The organism is Pseudoalteromonas sp. NJ631 (genome assembly GCF_000276645.1).
GTDB lineage: Bacteria > Pseudomonadota > Gammaproteobacteria > Enterobacterales > Alteromonadaceae > Pseudoalteromonas > Pseudoalteromonas piscicida.
On record NZ_AKXJ01000015.1, the window covers coordinates 111,207 to 129,996 of the forward strand.

The 18,790-nt window shown below is 44.6% G+C and carries 11 protein-coding genes; 2 read left to right on the forward strand and 9 right to left on the reverse strand.

The features are described 5' to 3' along the window. Window positions 1–18: 18 nt before the first annotated feature. The 5 genes from A587_RS0119775 to A587_RS0119795 form a co-directional block, all read right to left on the reverse strand. Complete coding sequence (locus A587_RS0119775) at window positions 19–984, reverse strand: FecR family protein (protein WP_017219004.1); 966 nt, start codon at window positions 982–984, stop codon at window positions 19–21. A gap of 10 nt (window positions 985–994) precedes the next feature. Next, entirely contained in the window at window positions 995–1,465 is a 471-nt protein-coding gene (locus tag A587_RS0119780) for a sigma-70 family RNA polymerase sigma factor (RefSeq protein ID WP_010369459.1), read from the reverse strand. A 208-nt stretch (window positions 1,466–1,673) separates the two neighbouring features. Next, window positions 1,674–2,876, reverse strand: a complete 1,203-nt coding sequence (locus A587_RS0119785; protein ID WP_017219005.1) for an iron-containing alcohol dehydrogenase — start codon at window positions 2,874–2,876, stop codon at window positions 1,674–1,676. A gap of 78 nt (window positions 2,877–2,954) precedes the next feature. Beyond that, window positions 2,955–5,282 (reverse strand): alpha-glucosidase, encoded by a 2,328-nt coding sequence (gene ygjK, locus A587_RS0119790; protein ID WP_017219006.1) that lies wholly within the window; start codon window positions 5,280–5,282, stop codon window positions 2,955–2,957. A gap of 106 nt (window positions 5,283–5,388) precedes the next feature. Continuing rightward, complete coding sequence (locus tag A587_RS0119795; protein ID WP_017219007.1) at window positions 5,389–6,135, reverse strand: substrate-binding periplasmic protein; 747 nt, start codon at window positions 6,133–6,135, stop codon at window positions 5,389–5,391. Window positions 6,136–6,315: 180 nt separating this feature from the next. On the opposite strand from A587_RS0119795, the gene A587_RS0119800 reads away from it, so the two are divergent. After that, complete coding sequence (locus A587_RS0119800; protein WP_017219008.1) at window positions 6,316–6,831, forward strand: acyloxyacyl hydrolase; 516 nt, start codon at window positions 6,316–6,318, stop codon at window positions 6,829–6,831. Between the two features lie 203 nt (window positions 6,832–7,034). Further along, complete coding sequence (locus A587_RS0119805; protein ID WP_017219009.1) at window positions 7,035–8,270, forward strand: MDR family MFS transporter; 1,236 nt, start codon at window positions 7,035–7,037, stop codon at window positions 8,268–8,270. Window positions 8,271–8,345: 75 nt separating this feature from the next. On the opposite strand, the gene A587_RS0119810 is transcribed toward A587_RS0119805, so the two are convergent. From A587_RS0119810 to A587_RS0119825, 4 genes are all read right to left on the reverse strand, one after another. Beyond that, window positions 8,346–9,416 carry a hypothetical protein gene (locus tag A587_RS0119810; protein WP_017219010.1) on the reverse strand — a complete coding sequence of 357 codons (1,071 nt, stop codon included), beginning with the start codon at window positions 9,414–9,416 and terminating at the stop codon, window positions 8,346–8,348. Window positions 9,417–9,491: 75 nt separating this feature from the next. Further along, window positions 9,492–10,544, reverse strand: a complete 1,053-nt coding sequence (locus tag A587_RS0119815; RefSeq protein ID WP_010604068.1) for a hypothetical protein — start codon at window positions 10,542–10,544, stop codon at window positions 9,492–9,494. A 191-nt stretch (window positions 10,545–10,735) separates the two neighbouring features. Beyond that, window positions 10,736–11,974: an NAD(P)/FAD-dependent oxidoreductase gene (locus A587_RS0119820; RefSeq protein WP_017219011.1), complete on the reverse strand. Its 1,239-nt coding sequence runs from the start codon at window positions 11,972–11,974 to the stop codon at window positions 10,736–10,738. Between the two features lie 128 nt (window positions 11,975–12,102). Then, the gene (locus tag A587_RS0119825) at window positions 12,103–18,759 is read right to left on the reverse strand and encodes a non-ribosomal peptide synthetase (protein ID WP_232288095.1); all 6,657 of its coding nucleotides are present in this window, start codon (window positions 18,757–18,759) and stop codon (window positions 12,103–12,105) included. Window positions 18,760–18,790: the final 31 nt, after the last annotated feature.

Here is an 18,790-nt window from a genome sequence, read left to right on the forward strand (position 1 = left end):
CTGAATATTTTTATCTTGTCATCGAGAATTAACTATAACCACATGATTATTAGTATTTTTAACTTCTACTGGCAGGGCGTGTGGTAATAAGTTTAAAAAGCTTTCGAGCTCTGATGCTAAAAAAGTACCCGAAATTACCAATTGCTCAGTTGATTGAGCGGTTAAGGTGTAACTTATCGCATGATGTCGTTTAAATTCCTCAAATACTTCATTGAGTGGCGCATTGTCGAACACGAGTCGCCCTTGCTTAAATGCATCGACGAGATTGAGGTTTGGATCAAACTCAGTCTTAGTAATGCCGTCACTATCCACAACCGCCATTTGACCTTTTCTCAGTTCTATTTGCTGATGTTGGCTTTGCACGTTTACACGACCATGGTCCACCACAATGCGAATGCTATTGGCTTTTTTATCCACGGAAAAGCGGGTACCTAATACGGTAATTTTTGTGCTGCCGGCACTAATAACAAATGGTCGGCTTTTGTCGCTGGCAACATCAAACAATACGCGTCCACTGAGTAGCTTATTACTGCGCCGATTGCCATCAAAATCAATCGCGAGGGAAGTTTTGGCATCTAAGGTCAATAGAGAGTTATCGGGCAGTGAGATAGTGCGCAATTCGCCTCGTGTTGACTGATAGCTGGCGTGGAAGTTGTCGTTGTCAATTTGAAAGAACCAAGTTTGATAGCCAAAGAAACTCAACGCAAAAAGTGCAAAGCATGCAGCAATGGCGAAGTACCGCTGAGTTGTCTTTGATTTAAGCTTAGAGTGTGTAACTGGGTTCTCTAATTGTGCAATGTCTTGCTCTGAAAATTGCGATAACAGTTGCTCAACCTGTTTACTTTCTTGATAGGCTGTTTGGTGCGCACGGCTTTCATCAAGCCAACGACTGAGCGCTTGCTGCTGCGCTTTATCGAGCCCTTGCCTTTCGAGTGCCAGCCAGTGGTTTACTTGCTGTTGTATTGATACATTATGACGGTCCATTGCGATTCTCTTATTGTTTTTGTAATGCGTTACGGCAAGCAAGCATGGCAGTTGCCAAGTGTTTTTCGACCATGCTGACAGATATCCCCATTTGCTCTGCTATTTGTGGCTGGCTTAAGTTTTTAAATTTATAGAGCACAAATGCTTGCTTGGTTTTTAGAGGTAAGGAGTCGATACTTCGATTAAGTAATGCCAGTTGTTGTTGACTTGCGAGCTTAGCTTCGGGCTCATAATAACTTGGCGCGACTAATTCGAAGTCGTCGGGCTCAGCAACGGTTTGATTTTTGCGATACTGATCAATCACAATGTTTTTCGCGGCTTTAAAAAACAGTGCGCGCTCTTGCGTGTTATCCCGTTTTGGATTGCTGGTTTTATAACTTAGTATTCGGGTATACGCCTCTTGGACTATATTTTGAGCTTTGTCTTTGCACCCCACTGAACGAGCGATATAACTTAATACTTCTGAGTAATAACGTTCCAAAATACACCAGTTTGCTTTTCAAAAGTCGCGCATACTAGCATTAAAAATGATTATTGAGAATTGTTTTTATTTGCGTTTGTTGGCTTTGAATTGTTCGTTAATATATTTTATATTTTTAGTGCTTTTGCTTAAAAGTTGGTTGTAAGGTTATGAAAAAATTATTTTTATTTTAAATTCCTTTGGTTCCAAACACTAAACGAAGTGCTTATTAAGGCGTAGGAGCGATACCTTTGATAATGCGCTGGCAGGCACTGGGATCCATAAAATGGGGCACCGGATAATCCGGATGTGCTTCTTTTAGCGCCAGCTCTGCGAGTAGTGCTGCATCATCAGGGAGTACTTCGGTGAGCGTGGTTTGGATATGTAAATCAAGCAGTAAGCGCTTAATGTGCTCTAAAAGATCATCTGCTTGGCGCTCGACGGGATAGTCTAACGAGGTTAATCCACAGTATCTGGCGATGAGCGCGAGTTGCTGATTAATGCGCTCACCATACCAGGTTAGCACGGGCATGAGTAACACCGCATTGGCAAGCCCGTGCGGCGTACCATATTGAGCGCTCAATTGGTGTGAAATTGCATGCACGTAGCCGACAGAGGTTCTGGTAAAAGCTTGTCCTGCGTAATGGGAAGCGATTAGTAGTTGCGCCCTTGCTTCAAGATTTTGTGGGTCTTGTTGTGCTTTGGGTAAATATTCAAAGATGGCTCTACAGGCTTCAAGAGCACGGCCGCGGCTAAACTTAAGACAGTTAATGCTCAGTAGTGCTTCAATGGCGTGGGTTAGTGCATCAATTGCCGTAGTCGCGGTGATATGTGCGGGCATACTAGTGGTTAATTCCGGTAATAACACAGCATGGTGTGGCACTAAACAAAAATCAGTCGCGGCATATTTGGCGTGATTACTAGGATCGTTAACGACGGCGGCAACAGTGGTTTCCGAGCCGGTTCCTGCTGTTGTTGGGATCGCGATATTCGGCGGTAGGCGTTTTAAGACTTTAAATAACCCTTTGAGTTTAGTCACCGGTTTGTTTGGCTTGACAGCCCGAGCACCGATCAGTTTGCCCGTGTCGAGTACCGAGCCGCCGCCAAGCGCGATAATTGCTTTACATTGATGCTGTTGGTAGACCTTTAGACCGTCTTCGACGTTTGCTATGGTTGGGTTGGGTAAAACATCTGCGTAATAATGCGTGACAAACTCTGACTCACGTAGTGTGTTTTCCACAACCTGATGCAAGTTGAGTTTGAGCAGCACTTGATCGGTCACGACTAAGACGTTATCTCCACTTTTTAACCCCAGCGCCTCAATGGCGTCTAACAACCCCGTTTTTCCCTGATGTAATTTGGGGTTCGGGATCCCGATAAAAATAACAATGCACTTTAGGGCAAAGTGGTAAATACGGTAAAACCAACTCATTGCGATCCGTCTAATTTTGTTTTTGTATCATTTAAAAAATGTAGACGGATCATCACTGAATTGCTAGCAAATTTTCGGCTAATTTGTAGTGATTTGCTGCGAAACTAGCTTTTCTTCTTTAATTGGTGTTTTGGGTTTGTCCATCTCAAATGCTTCTATCATGAGCAAAATATGGGCCGCGCTCCATGAAAAGTTCGGTGCACCTTGCTGCTCGCCGGTGAGTGGATTGTAGTTTTCGCGAATAGGCGCGTTTTGCAGCAGACCATCCGCATTTTGCATAAATCGCTGAAACAAAGTGTTCGCTTCAGTTTCATAACCATAATAACTTAGCCCCATCAAGCCAAAATACAATTGGTCAAGCCAGACACGACCACGCCAATAGATGTTTGCGCCAAATGCAGGATTGGTCTGGGATGCAGAGCCTAGAGGAATATAGGTGTTGAATTCACTGGGGCTGAGCATTACTTCAGAGACGCGTTTAGCATGATACGCTGTTGCTACCTGATTAAAGAGCGGAGCCCAACCCTCCGGGCCGCGACCACGCTCAATGATTGGTTTCCCTGCACAGCCATTTTCAAGCGGTGATGGGGCAATGCGAATGTCGTAGTAGTATCCGCTGTTATCGTCGAACATGCAGCGGTTAATATAATCGGCGATTTGCTTTGCTTGTGCTGCAAAGGCGTTGGCTTCCTGTGGCTTAGCCAAGATAGTTGCGATGGTACTCAAGTTTTTGGTGTCAGAATAAAAATAACTGGCCCCGTCAACCGATTCTTGCATCAAAGAGTAGCCTAGCAGATGGTCTTGGGCGTCCATATTACTAGCAAATTCGACTTGCCAGTCTTTAGCATCGCCACCTTGTTTCACATAGATCTCAAGCTGCTGTGGTGAGATAAAACCAAAGTTAGCAGCATCGTCTCTTCCAGACTCCCATGACGCTGCGGTCTGTGCGGGAATACTTATTTGTTTACCTTGTGCTTGCGCATCACGATAGGCTTTTAGCCCAAAGCGGGCATGCTTTTGCTTTCCTTCATGTAGATAAAATAACAACTCACCCGCTTGGTTATTATGGTGTTTATCTATGGTTGCACCAAATTCAGGAATACCATTTTGGTTGTGATCACGGTTGCGCAGCCACCAATCGCGATAGGCGACAAGTTTAGGGTAAATTTGTGCAAGCCAAGCTTTGTCTATGCTGGCATGGTAGGTATTCAACACCGCCCAAGCGGCCAGCGAGGGTTTTGAATTCCGTTCGCTCCAATTACCGCCATCGCCACCGCGTTCTGGTGGCAGGTTATAACCAATTAAATCGGGTAATAAGCCTTTATCTTGGGGTCTCACAGGATCGTTAGCGGCTATTTGATAGGAAAATACGGCATCAATGTTGGCCTTGGCTAAATCTGGTGCAAATAGTCTCAGCGCTGATGCTTGTTTCCAGCTGTCCCAAGGCCAAGTTAAATTGCCGGAAAACCAGCGCGCAGTGACCGAAGGCGATACGGTATCAAACGCGATTGCCCCTGCAGGCGCTCGCCAGTTACCAATGAGGGTTTCAACAGCTTTTATCGCCAATGTTTGTTTATCTCGTGGTAAGGTTTGGTAGCGTGCTAAATAGCCTGCCCAGCGAGCTTTAGAGCGTTGCCAATACGTAACTGGGGATGAGAGAATTTTGGCAACGATTTTTGCTGTTCGTATGCGTTCTTGTTGATTGTGGACATAACTGATCGCGGTATAAAACTGTAGATCACCTGAGGTTTGCGCCTCGCTATAATAATGGTTTTTTTTCACCTCATTTTTGAAAGGGATTGTGCGGGTGATTGAGTACTCGTTGCTACCAGAGGTTAGAAGCGCCCACGGATCGCGAACACGACCAAAAGTGGTACTGATCCCACTTTCGCTGGCAACCATAGTTGGTGCGAGCTTAGGGTATTGTTGGTCCAGTGTTTGTTGATCATTAAGCTGGTGGAGTAATTTGCCGTCCAATTTTAAAGTAAGTCGTTGCTTTGTATGAATAGTGGTTTGAATAAGAGAAACACGCTCGCTAACAAAGCGTAAGCGGAGCGTCACCGTCGCGAGCTCATGTCTAAGCGTTTGCACCAGCTCTCCGGGCAGGCTGTACTGCGCTGCATCAAATTGCAATTTGGTCTCACCATGAAAAATTTGTAGGCGCTCAATACGTTCAAATAAATACGTTAAATACTCTTCAGTGATAATCGCGTTACCCGTGAAACCACCATATTCCGCAGCGTTATCAGGAAGTAAGTGACCATGCCATGCGCCGTTATCAAAAAGTGGTGAATAGGGACTATGGCCAAACTTGTCTGCGGGCTTCATTACCTGAGGGTGACCAAAGCGTGAAACCACGTTAATGATTTTTGGGCTTGCGTACGTTTCGCATGCTACAAAGAGCATGAGTAATACCATTCCTGTGAGTACTTTTATTTTTATTTTTGAATAAAGTATACAATTTTTAAAATGCTATCACAGCGACGTACAAAGTTCAGTAGCAAACGATGAATTACTCGTCGATGGGGCAGCCGACGTCAACCTTTTTACGTTGCATTTGCACTCGTTCAGCGGCGGCGCGTAGCCGATTTATATATTCTGGAGGGGCGCTGGGGTTGGCGGTTAAATAGAGGGTTTTACTTAACTCTGGAACTTCTAGCACTTTGTCCCATTGCTCCACTAAACCCATTCTAGCAGCCATTCTATCCACAAAATTTTCGGCACCAAAAATAAAGTCAATTCTACCTCTTTCAAGCAGCTCACCTGCACGACTCAAACTAGTTACAGATAGCATGTTCTTATCGGCGACAAAGCCTTGTGCTTTTAAATAGTTTTCGGAAAGTTGATCGGCCGCAACAGCGACAACATGTTGTTTGATTTTCCATATTTCCCACTCTTGCTGATCGGCGATATCAGCACGCTTATAAAAGGCGACCTTTAGCTCACAAAGTGGCGCAATCCAGACATGGTTTTCTTCACGTTGCTCCGTTCTGGCGATCGAGTAGAGCAATGAATAAGGGGATTTTTTGGAGAAGGCTTTTGCGCGAGTCCAAGGCAACATATAAATTTGATAGCTTAGCTCTGCTTCCCACATAATGAGACGTACGATATCAGTGGCAAGCCCAGTAATGGTGCCGTTCTTTTGCTCTATCTGGTACGGAGGAAAATGCTCGGTATAGATATCTACTTTTGTCGGTGCTGCGGCTAAGGCACTAAATACACTAAATATCCCTATAACGCTCCCAATTATATACTGCATACCACATTCTCAAGATCGTTTTTAACAGTATAACTCATAATTTGTTATTGGTTTTGGTTAAATTAATGTACCCATTAAAATTCCATATTGGTGCTTTATTGGCAATTATTATATGGTTTTTTGGTGTCTTTTAAGAATTAAATAACGGCGTAAAATTGCTCTTGTTGTAGAGGAGTCGTTATGCGCTTAGTTTTATTCTTGCTTATGTTGTTTGTGTCTACTTACTCACATGCTAGTGAAGTTGCAGTTGATTATGTGATGGGAGAGGGGGATGTAAAAGGACTGCGGCTTGGGTATCGTCCCTTGCATTATAGTTTAGCGGATTATGGTTTTGGCGAAGGTGCCTATGTTTATTTTGAGTTGAGCACCAACTATTGGGAATACGGCAAACCAAAACGCTCAGACACGACGTTTGCTATTGCACTGTCACCAGTGCTTAGTGTTCCACTGACCGAGTTTGCTGGAAAGCCGGTAAATTTTGAGTTTGGGATTGGCATGACCTACGTCAGTGATACTCGATTTGCGGGCAAAGACATTGGTGTTCACTATCAGTTTGAAGACCGCATTGGGCTTAGTGTTAATTTGAATCCCAGTACTAAAGTTGGGATCCGATATCTGCATTATTCTAATGCAGGTTTGAGCGACCACAACCCCGGTCTTGATTTTTTAAATGTGTTCTACATTAAGCGGTTTTAACGCTTAATGTCATTGATTTAGTTTTATCTCCCTTTGTGATTTCAAGGATGAAATTTTTTCTTACTAAATAACGCTAAAATAACGTCATTTTTTCTTTATAGAGTTCCAGTTTCCAAGATAATAGAATGCAGTTAAACGCTTGACCTAAACTAAGGTTTAGGAATTAGGGTTCTGCGTAAATCAATAATAATCAAGGAACATCAATGGAGAATAGCTCTGCAATTGAGCGGTTAAAGCGCTTTACACCTTTAGTTTGGGTAATGCTTGTTGGTAACTTTTTCGTTCGCGCAAGTTACTACATGGTATGGCCTTTTTTGGCTGTTATTCTTTACGAAAATTATGGACTGAGTGCAACAGAGGTTGGTTTATTGCTGACGGTGTCAGCGACTTTCGCCGTATTTTTGGGGTTTTATACGGGGAATCTCGCTGATCGCTTTGGTCGCACCAAAATGCTCTACACGGCAGTGTTTGTTGGTGTGATTTCTTTTTCACTGTTGGCTGTGGCTGAATCGTTGTGGTTGTTTGCAACCTCAGTGTTTTTAGCTTGTCTACCTAGGACGCTTTGGGATGCGCCTAGTAAAGCGTTACTTACTGAAGAACTTGCCGACGCAAAAGACAGAGAGCTTGCACTGCATTTACTCTATTTTCTCGTGAATGTGGGAGCGGCTTTAGGACCATTGTACGGGCTATGGGCAGGGCTTAATGGTGAGCAGTTTAGTTTTATCTATACTGGCATTTCGTATATTGGTTTGTTGCTCGCGCTGCTTTACTTTAGACCTAAACTGAGTGAAGCGCAGACTTCCGCTTTGCAGTCTGCCGCTCAGTCAGTGCCGAAGTTTGCAAAATGGCTGGGGATCTTACGAAAAGATAAAGTCTTTTTAATTGTGCTCATCGCTACAACTTTAGTGTATTTGGTTTATGCACAATGTGACTCTAGCCTAGTGCAGTATTTGACGCGTGCAGAGGTCCCCGATCTGGCTTGGCTAATTTCTAGCTTAATCATCGCAAATTCTAGTGTGATCATCGTTTGTCAGTTTCCATTACTGCATCTGATGCGTAATTGGCGTATTGAAAATAGGCTCTATGCGGGTGGCGTGATATTGATCATTTCACAAGTCATGATGGCCTTGAATGATGTGCAAAATATCTGGGGATGGATTGCAGCCATGATGGTGTTGAGTCTGAGCGAAGCAATTATGTTTACTAACATCAATGTCTATATTGACAGGTTGGCACCAGATAACCTGAAAGCTAGCTATTTTGGTGCTGCTGGCTTGTGTTCATTAGGGTATGCATTAGCGCCTATTTTAGGCGGACTTATATTAGATTTTTACTCCGGCATGATGCTGTTTATCATCATGACCTTAGTATCTATCACCGCACTTGGGTTTTATCGCATTGCTGAGCTGAAGCCCAAGACGGCGGCTGAAGCGATATAGCTTAGCTAACTCGGTGACCTAAAAAAGGTCACCGCTTGTATTTATGTTAATTATCCGAAGCAAAGGTTAGTTACTTTATTTCCCCGCCATTTTTTGCAAGTAACCCAGACGTTGACGCTCGGCAGCCGAGGGCTGATATGGGCGCTTCTCCAGTGCGTCAAAGTAGAAATCAGTGATGTGGTATTCGGTTATTTTGCTATCACCAAACTGTGCAAGCTCTCCCGGCATTGGCGACATTCTCTCAATCACAAATGTCTTTAACGTGAACTGGGATGGGCCGGATTTAGCTGAAAAAGGAGCAAGCACCGACTGATGTGCTTTTAAGTTGAATACCTGTTTCCCTTCGCTTAACTTTTGTTTTTCAACCAAATGACTGATTGGTGTGCCATCGCGAGTAAATAGGTTTGCACGGATACGATAAGTACCACTTTGCTTTACTTTAAGCTGCAATGGAATTATCAAGTCAGCTTGCTCGGGGTAAGGTTTAGCAATGGCGAGCAGTGTGGCGCTGGGTTGGTAATAGCGAATACTTGCCGTTAATGCCACGGCCTTAGCCGAGCTTGGCTTGGCACGCACAACGACATTCAGCTCTTGAGGCCATGTTGTCTCGCCATCGACTGCACCAAGCCAAATATCATCAGACTCTTTGAGGCGGGTGGTGGATAAGGTTTGCTGTGATGTAGGGTCGAGTATCGTTGCGGTTGCATTAGAAAATTGACTACCAGATAAACTTATCTCGATAGTAGCGGGGTGCACAAAGCGATATTGATTCAGCGATAAAGACACCTGTTCGTTGTTTTCTTCAATTGGCATTTCGACGGCATAGAAATGATTTGGATTGAGCCTATCAAAATCACCTTTGCCAAGGGGCTGTGAGTAAGGAGGTAGCGAAATACTATACTCATAATGTGCCGCAGCTGATTGCGCAGCTTGTACCAGTGGTAGTGATTCAACCAATGATTGTTTTTGTGTTATCGCAGTTTTAGGGGTGGTGGGTGGCGTTGTTGTTGGTGTCAAAATAGGTGTGGTGACTTGTGGGGGGGCTGCTAACTCAGGCGAGGGCAGAGCTTCGCGCTGCAAGGCAAAATAGCCTGCAGTGATACAGATCACAATAAGAATGACACTAATCAACAAAAACTTTTTCATAGCAATACTCGGTTAATATAAGGAACTGCATGGAGCAGTTCCTTGGGTATAGAAATTAGCAGAATAACCGTTAAGTTACAGTGAGTTTAGTATTAACTGTGAAAAACTTTGTGAGTTAGACTCGCTAACATAACGGTAAGTCTTTTTCCAAAACCAGCTACCCGTTGTTTCTTCATAGGTGTTGTAGCTAATCGTCTTATAACCCGCGTTAAACTGAGTACGAGCCGCTGTTACTTTGCCTTGGTATCCAGCATCTGGCAGGTTGCCGTGGCTATATTCCGCGCTCATTAGTAGTGGGTAGTGGTATGGCATAAAGCTAGTCACTGCATCATCTTGAGAGGCTAACTGACCGTTGATAGCAACGCTTGTACTACAACTACCAAAGTCGCCTTTTGTCGATGCACCACAAGAAGAGTGTGTTGATACAACACCATCATCATTACCTGGTAAGAAACCTGAAGTGAGGCCGTAGTAGTCGCTTGCATCAGCGACGAAACGTAGGCGAGGTGCGTTGTCACTTGGGTACTGAGCAACTTGTCGCGCGTTATTTACTTTTAAATCCCACATGATACCAAACTCTTCAGGCATGCTGCCAAGCCATGCCTCAACCGCTTGGCGAGTTAGTTCACCTACTACGCCACCAGAAGTCGCAGCGTTGATAGCAGTGTCTGCGAGTTCGCTTCCGCCACCCGCACCTGCAAGGTCAAAAGTAGCAACGATATTAAGTGGTTGAAGGCCCGCATTTTCAAGCCAAGTTGCTTGGTTATCTAAGATATAGCGCGCAACCAAATCACCCGTTGAGTGGGTAACAAAGACACAGCCTGGATTACAAGTGCCATTTTCTGCAAATGCTTTTAGCTTTGGCCAAATATAATCTGTTGCGATTTTGCCTTGTAGGCGTTCATAAGAAGGCCAATCAATACGTTCATCAGCGTGGTTTATCCAAAAAGATGACCAGTATTCTTCACCCTCAAGCTCGACGTTGGTACTGTTAGGGCGGTTAAGTTGGTCCGCTTGAAAGCCATGAATTAGAATTGTTTTATATTCAGCGGCCTGCGCGGGAGTTGCAAGTGCAGCGCCTGTTAATAACGCTGAAAGTGCAGCAGTGTATACAAAGTTAGTTTTCATTGTCTAAGTCCTTTAAAGCGCCAAGTGCCACATCTATGGTCGGCCTACAACAAAATTCCCCACTCTGTTTAATCGTCAATTCGGGAAACTATAGGCATCACACAACTACTTTCACTACTACTGAAACGCATCTTCGTTAGTATATTATGTGGCGTGAGAAATTATTCCCACGCCGGTCTAAAAAGCTAAAATCACGCCATTTCAGGGTTGTTATGGAGTTCAGATAGCAGGTTCAGGGTTTTCTCGCTGCGGTTTACAAATGGGTTAGTCTCATCCCATACATAGCCCGCAAGCACAGAAGTGATTTGGCTCTTAATTTTTTCAGGCTTGTTGTCTGAGAAAAATAGGCGGCGCAAACGCCCGTCGTACCAGCCTTCAATGTAGGTACGCATGACAGCAATCCCTTTAAGCATATGCGCTTCATAATCTTGCTGCCAATCTGCTTCCTCGCCATTTAACTGAGCGACTATGAGATCAGCGGCGCGCGCGCCTGACTCAATCGCAAACATAACGCCAGCTGAAAATACGGGGTCAATGAATTCACTGGCGTTACCGGTTAACACAAAGTTTTTGCCGAACAGTTGTTTAATACCTTTTGAGTAGCCTTTGATCTCCTTTGGCTCCATACACAGCGCCATTCCTTCCAACATTGCTGATGCATGTTGATCGCGAGCAAGGTAGGTTAAAAAGCGCGTTTTAGCATCGCCCTCTGCACTTTCTAAATACTCAGGGTTACCAACAAAACCGACTGAAACACGACCGTCAGAGAAAGGTATTAGCCAAACCCATACATCTTCTTCGTGAACCAGAATCGTTACTTTATTGTTTTCAGCCCCAGTCTCCATGCCATCAGCAGGTTTAAATTGCGCAAACAAAGTTGCGCGAGTTGGCGCTGATGAAGGTTCATTTAAATCAAGCAGGTTTGCGAGTACTCGGCCATAGCCGCTTGAGTCAACAACGAATTTGGCTTGAATTTCCTGCACATCACCGGCCTCATTGACTACCTTAATGATAGGCTCTTCTAGATCCATGTTGGCATCGACTACTGAAGTGCCAAATTCGATAGGAGCACCCATTTTTTGCACTTCTTCAGCCAGTACATTGTCAAAGTCATCTCTTGGAACTTGCCATGTCCATGTCCAGCCATCGGTGTAATTTTTAGAGAAATCGAAAAACTCTTGGAAGTCATCTTGTTTAAAATTAGCACCGATTTTCTTTTGGTAATTGCGTGCAACTAACGCATCCATAAATCCAGCATCTTTCAAATGCTGCATACTTTGTGGTAGAAGACTTTCACCGATGACATAGCGCGGAAAGTGGCTACGTTCAACGATCTTCACGGTTAATCCTGCTTGAATTAGCTTTGCAGCGGTCATTGTCCCTGCAGGTCCAGCGCCGATAATAAGTACATCTACATTTTCCTTAGCCATTTTGTAATTCCTTAATCATATATTGTGAGAAAATGTGGCAATTAATTAATCCTAGAGTGAAGAGGGGAGCTCCCTTTAATGCCTCACTCTAGAAAATCTAATTTAACATTATATTAACGAATAAAATGTTAAAGAGTGTTCATAATTTCTGACATTTTTATTAAGTCTTCCGGTGTTTTTACCCAACTGTTGTGCGACCCTTTCATGGTGAACACTTGAACCTGACTGGGTTGCATTGCTTCTTCGATAAGATTTTGATTCTTATCAAGGTATCGGTTGATTATATGACTGGAAAGTTGCAACTCTAAGCTATCTGACTGAGCCACTTCAACCGCACAACCTGCACTAAATAGCGTCACCTTTGCGGTGCTAGAAAATGCCGGATCATTTTGGTAGTGATAATTAATTCTATCGGGCTCAAGATGACTGAATTCTGGGTGTAGAGCTAAAACTTCATCATGCATCGCGGCATAGTCAAAACAAGGGTCGACGAACACCAAGTGTTCGATTGTGTCCCCCTCATTTTGCAGCAGTTTGGCAACCTCAAGTGCCAGCGTTGCGCCAAAACTCCAACCAAAAATCCGATAAGGGCCACTAGGTTTTAGCTTTTTAAGATGAATAGCATACTGCAACGCTAATGTTTGGAACTGGTAATAGTCATAGGCGAGCGAGCCCTTTGGTTTTTCCTGTGCGGCATAGATGTTATTGAAGCAATAACAAGGCGCGGAAATCTTGGGAGCAATGGATTGCAAGTAACTCTCAGCACCACCGCCACCCGGAGGGAAGAAAAACCATTCAATAGGAACATCGGCTTCATTCACCAATACGCCGATCTCAATATCGCTCAGAGTTTTTATGCCTTGGGGATTTGCGGCTGTAATCGAATGTGAAACGACGGCTCGAAGGGCAGCATCGAACTGCTCTATGAATGCGGTGGTTTGTGTCTCATCTAACTGACTTGCAATGCTCACTTGCAGTTTCATTTGACGCACTTCGGCATTAACGATGAGTGCCATTTCATCCTGATTATCTTTGCTGCTGGCATCGCCTGAGTGTGCATTTAGCATTCGCATGCCCTGATCTTGTGCATCACTATTGCTATCAAGTTGTCCCAAGTAATTAAAACTAACTTTAGGTAATTGGCTGAAGGAAAATTCCCCACGTCTGACCAACTCGCTGAAGCCTAGCCCTTTATCTGGAATGGCACGAAGCGTTTCTTTGCTTTGAATAATCAGCGTCGATAAATCCGTGTCATTTTTCAGGGCAACCGGAAACATACTAGTAAACCAGCCTAGTGTTCTTGAGGTATCAATATGGTCACTCAGATGTTCTCGGCCGTGGCCTTCTAACGTCAGGTGGCAATAGTTTGTAGCAAAGGTATTGCACCAAGCCCGAGTAAACGCACTCATTAAGAGATCATTGATTTCTGTGTTAAATCCAGCAGGAGCGAGGCGTAGCAATTGCTCAGTAAGCTGAGTATCAAATTGATGCGTAAGACGCTGTTGTGATTTACCGTAAGGTACGTTTTGCTGTGTGCTTAACACATTTTGCCAATACGGTATTTGTTGTTCAAAAGGATGCAGGGCCACAACGTCTGACCATTGGCGATAACTGCTGGTTTTGTCGCTTAAGGTGTCGCCTTGTAGCAAGCGGCTTAAGTCTTCGACCAAAATACGCCACGAAACACCATCAATAACAAGGTGATGAACGATAAGTACAAGCCTAGTTAGCGGCGTATCATCGCTGAGTAAAACCGGTTGCCACAAAGCACCTGAACCGAGTTCAAAACGGGCGTGTATTTTACTCAACGCCAGTCCGGTTTGCTGCTCGTCAAGCCCTGAGGTGTCCAAATGGATAAGCTTTGGTGTTGGACACGCTGCAACACTTTGGTATTGGGATTGCCAAGTCTCGGTTTTGCTAAATTGAGCGCGCAACATGTCATGTTGTTGATGTAGCTGCGCGAGTGCACGCTCTAAAGTATCTAGCGCGGTATTGCGCGGAAGAGCAAGCATGACCGACTGATTAAAATGCGCTTTATGACGGTAATGGGAGTTGAGGAACCATTGCTGGATAGGTAATAACTTGATTTCTCCGCTGAGCTCACCTTGTTCAGCCTCGATTTCTACCTGTTCATTATTTGCCAAAAATGCACAAAGCGCTTCTAGGGTTGGATACGTAAATATGTCTTTGGTCGACAGCGAATAGCCAGCACGTTTGAGAGCCGACATGAGCTGAATGCTCATAATTGAGTCACCACCAATATGGAAGAAGTTATCTTCCAAGCCAACCTGCTTAATCCCCAATACAGCACACCAGATTTTAGCGATATGCTTTTGCTGTTCCGTGTTTGGAGCATGGTGAGTCTCAGCTTGGCTAAAATCGGGCTGCGGCAGTGCTCGGGCATCAATCTTGCCATTAACCGTAACGGGTAGGGTGTCTAATGTGACGTAAGCACTTGGCAGCATATAACTCGGTAGCATTTGAGAGAGTGTTTGCTTGAGCTTTGCCTCATCTAGTGACTCAGTATTTGCCATGACCAAGTAGGCCACGATACGTTTAATCCCATCTTGTTCATTCACGTTTACAAACGCAGTATGAATTTGCGGTTGTTGCTTAATCGCAGTTTCAATCTCGCCAAGTTCGATGCGGTAACCACGAATTTTCACCTGAAAATCATTACGACCAACATACTCTAATAAACCATCTTCACGCCATTTAACCAAATCTCCCGTTTTATACATTTTGTTCCAACCGCTTGCGAGATACTTATCTGATGCGAATGGGTTAACTAAGAATGCTTGTTCGGTTAAATCTGAACGGTGTAAATAGCGTCTTGCCATACCCGCGCCGCCAATATAAAGCTCTCCTGCCACGCCCGGTGGAAGTATTTTGCCAGCAGGCGACAACACGTAAGCTGATTTATTGGCAATAGCGCGGCCAATAGGTGCTCCGTGATTTACAGAGTTGAGTAAGCAGCAAGTCGCATAAACGGTGGTCTCTGTTGGGCCATAGGCGTGATAAAGCATCAGCTCTGGCGCTTGATGCTTTACTTGCTCAACCATAGCTAAGTCGACCGCCTCTCCACCAAAATTAATCTGTTTAAGTCCGGCGTGTAAGAAGAAGTCTTCGCTAGCTAGACGATTAAATAGCGCAGTGGTTACAAAGCACGTATCAATCTGCTGTGCTTGGCAGTACTCAATCAGTCGTTCTGGATCAAGTTGAGTCTGTTTATCTATCAGGTGTAGCGCTGCGCCGTTACTGAATGTGACAAAGCAGTCAAAAATAAACGCGTCGAAGCTAATGCTCGATAAGCTAAGGACCTTGCTCAGTTGTGTGCGGTCGATAAAATGGTCGTCCGTGGCATAGTTTAATAGTGCCTCATGGTTGATTTCTACGCCTTTAGGGTTACCTGTGGTGCCTGAGGTATAGATAATATAAGCCAAATCAGACGGGCTCACCGATACCGCTTGGTCTAAGCTTGTTTCTTCCATTGGTGTATCGCTGAGTACATGTGTCAGTGATGCAAGTGTTGTACTCGCAACTCTATCCATTAATCCCGATTGGGTGACCACGATTTTCGCACCACAGTCCTTGGCAATATATTCAATCCTTGAGTCAGGAAACTCTGGTGATACAGGAACATAACCACCGCCTGCTTTAAGAATAGCGAGGATAGCAACGATAGAATCCAACTGTTTTTCATGCAGCAATAACACTGGGAAATCACCTTGATACTCGTTGCCGTAAACCTCAGCCTTGATCACTAATAATTGCTGGGCAAGCAGGCAAGCCTGGCGGTTGAGTGCTTGATAGCTTAGTGCTTCACCTTGCCAGACCACAGCGGTTACATCCGGGAATACGGCGACTTTTTCACTAAATAAGTCGTTAAAGTTCTCGAAGCCGCATGACTCGCGCTCGGTTTCATTCCACTCGTTGAGAATACGGGCCTTTTCCACTGTATTGGTAATTTCAATGTGTTGATGAGGCAAGTGAGTATTGTCAGCGACTTGCTTAAGGATCAGTTGCAGTTGAGATTGCAGTTGTGCGGCACGTGCTGGCGAAAGCAAGCTGGCGTCGTACATCAGCTCAAGTTGCAGCTCTCCTTGTTCCTTTGCTATCAATGCAAGTGGGAATTCAACTTGCTCTGGTGCTGCGTCAAACTGCCAGCGAGCTTGTTGTGCCTCTGCTTGTTCATTTTCGAGGCTTGGGTAGTTTTCGAAAACGACTAGGCTTTGGAATAGCCGATTACCGTCTTGTTGCAGTGACGCAAGTGACACATTCGCATGGCTATTTAAGTCCAAAATGGCAGTTTGGATCTTCTCGAGTTGTTGCGCGATGGTAGCATCTGTAGGCCAATCAAGATAAAGCGGTAGCGTATTGATGTAAGCACCAACACTTTGCTCTATGCCGTCAATTGGTAAGTCACGACCTGCGATAGTTGTACCTACTAAAGTAAATTCGTCGCGAGTATAGATTTGGATAAGCTTATGCCAGGCAAATTGTACCGCAGCATTGAGCGTGACAGAATGTTGCTGACACGCTTGCTGCAACTTACTTAATGCCTCGTTTGGTAGAGCAAAATGCAGCGCCTGCGGGTCATGATTATGACGGAGCGTTTCTAAATCTGTTGAGTGACTAAACAGGGTGTTAAGGTCGTTTGCCTGTGATAAATCAGCGACATGATATTGCCAAAATGCTTTGGTGGCAGCCTGATTATCTCTTAGGTAAGCATGGGCATCTAAATAGGCGTTATCCACCTGTAAAACAGGTTCTAGACCTTGTAGTAATTGCGTATAGTTCTGGTGAACGGTCTGCATAACTAACGGGCCACTCCAGCCATCACAAATGCTGTGATGCTCTGTTTTTATTAGGTGATAATGCGCTTCACCGCGTTTTACCAAATGCAGTGTAAATAACCCCGGTCTTGCAAAATTAAATGGCTGATTTAGCACTTGGTTTGCAAGCTTTTCTATGTGTGCTTGTTGTTCTGCTTTTGAGTATTGACTGATATCAATCACGCTAAAGTTATCTTCATCAACACAGGTGTGATCCACGATAAGTTGCAGCATGGTTTCTTCAACATCAAAAGCACAGCGCAGCGCTGGATATTGCAGTGAGGTTAGTTGCCACGCACGACAGTAAAGCGCAGTGTCAATTTTATCGAAATACTGCATCTGTGATTGCACGCGATAGGCGGTATCTTCTGGACTATTTAGCTGGTGGAAGATAAAACCTTGCTGCAAGTTTGTTGCGGGATAAACCGCAGCTAGGTCGTAACGTGTGCGCAGTGAATCTAAATGGGCGAAGCTGACGCCCGTCAGGTTATAGTCGCTCGGCGTTTGTTTGGCGCCTAGCGCTTTGGTATGCAATGCTGTGTCGAGCACGGCTTGTAGACTGGCAGTGAACTGACTTTGGAATAGGGTAAATTCGGTTTCAGACAACGCCGTGGTGCAATTTAAGACAAGCTGACCATGAATAATAGCCGCGTTGATATCAAGAACGTAATGGCCGTTATTTTCGCTTGCGACTGATTGACCTGTAATGGCTTCAGTTAAGTAGAAGTCACCACTGGGTTGCTGCGTTTTAGTGCCACCGATTTGACCTAAATAGTTGAATGCAACGGTTGGTAAAGTCCCCGTCACTTGTTTGGAAAAATAGAATTGACCAAAACCAACGCCATTGTCTGGCAATTTACGCAGCTGCTCTTTGGCATTGACGATAGCGCTTTCGAGACTAGAACCCGAATGGAGTGCTAGTGGATATAATGACGTAAACCAGCCTACGGTGCGTGAATGATCTATATCTTCGGCGATGTGTTCACGACCGTGCCCTTCAAGTGCAATAACCTGATCATTACTACCAGTGATATGGGCGAGAGTTAGTGAAAGCGCAGCGACGACAAGGTCTCGAGGCTCTGTGTGGTAGCCTTGATTAGCGTCAAACAGCAGCGTTTGTGTAAATGCAGAGTCAAGTTTAATCACTTGGTTTGTCGATGTGTTCTTCGCTGTTAAGTGTGTTTGGCAAGTGTCAAGTACTTCCTGCCAATAGTTAATTTGTTCGGCTTGAACATGTGAATATTGGGCTAAGGTCTCAACCCATTGACGATAGCTTGAGGTTTTTTGCGCCAATTTTTTGCCTTGATAAAGGCTATTTAAGTCCTCAATTAGGATCCGCCAAGAGACAAAGTCAATGATCAGGTGGTGGAAGGCCAGTACCAATACATCTTGGCTTTGGCGTTTGACACGAATTGGCTGCCATAAAGGGCCTGAATTTAACGCAAACTGTGACTGCAAGCGGGTTAATTGCTTGGCAAGCTCGTCGTCACTGAGTGTGTCTGCATCAAGTTTAACTAGAGGCGCCATGGTATTATTTTGTTGGTACTGCTGGGTAATATGCGCCATCTTTTGATTGAACACAAGGCGTAGCACATCGTGTTGCTCAGCAAGCTCGGACAATAGCGCAACTAATCGCTCATCACTGATTGTACTTGGCATCACAGTAGCGAAAGTTTGGGCAAAGTGTGCGGGGTTAGCAAACTGATTTGCGAAGAACCACTGCTGGATAGGCAGTAGATCAAACTCGCCTTCAAGCTGGCCTTGTTCGGTTTTTATCGTAACCTTCTTGTCGCCATTCGCACTGATAAGCTTTGCCAGCCGCGCGGGAGTTGGAGCGGCAAATATCTCTTTAACTTGTACCGTTAACCCAGCTTCTCTTAAGCGTGAAACCAGCTGAATACTTACAATTGAATCGCCGCCAATTTGGAAGAAATTATCTTCAATACCCACTTGCTCAAGGCCAAGTACCTGTTGCCAAATC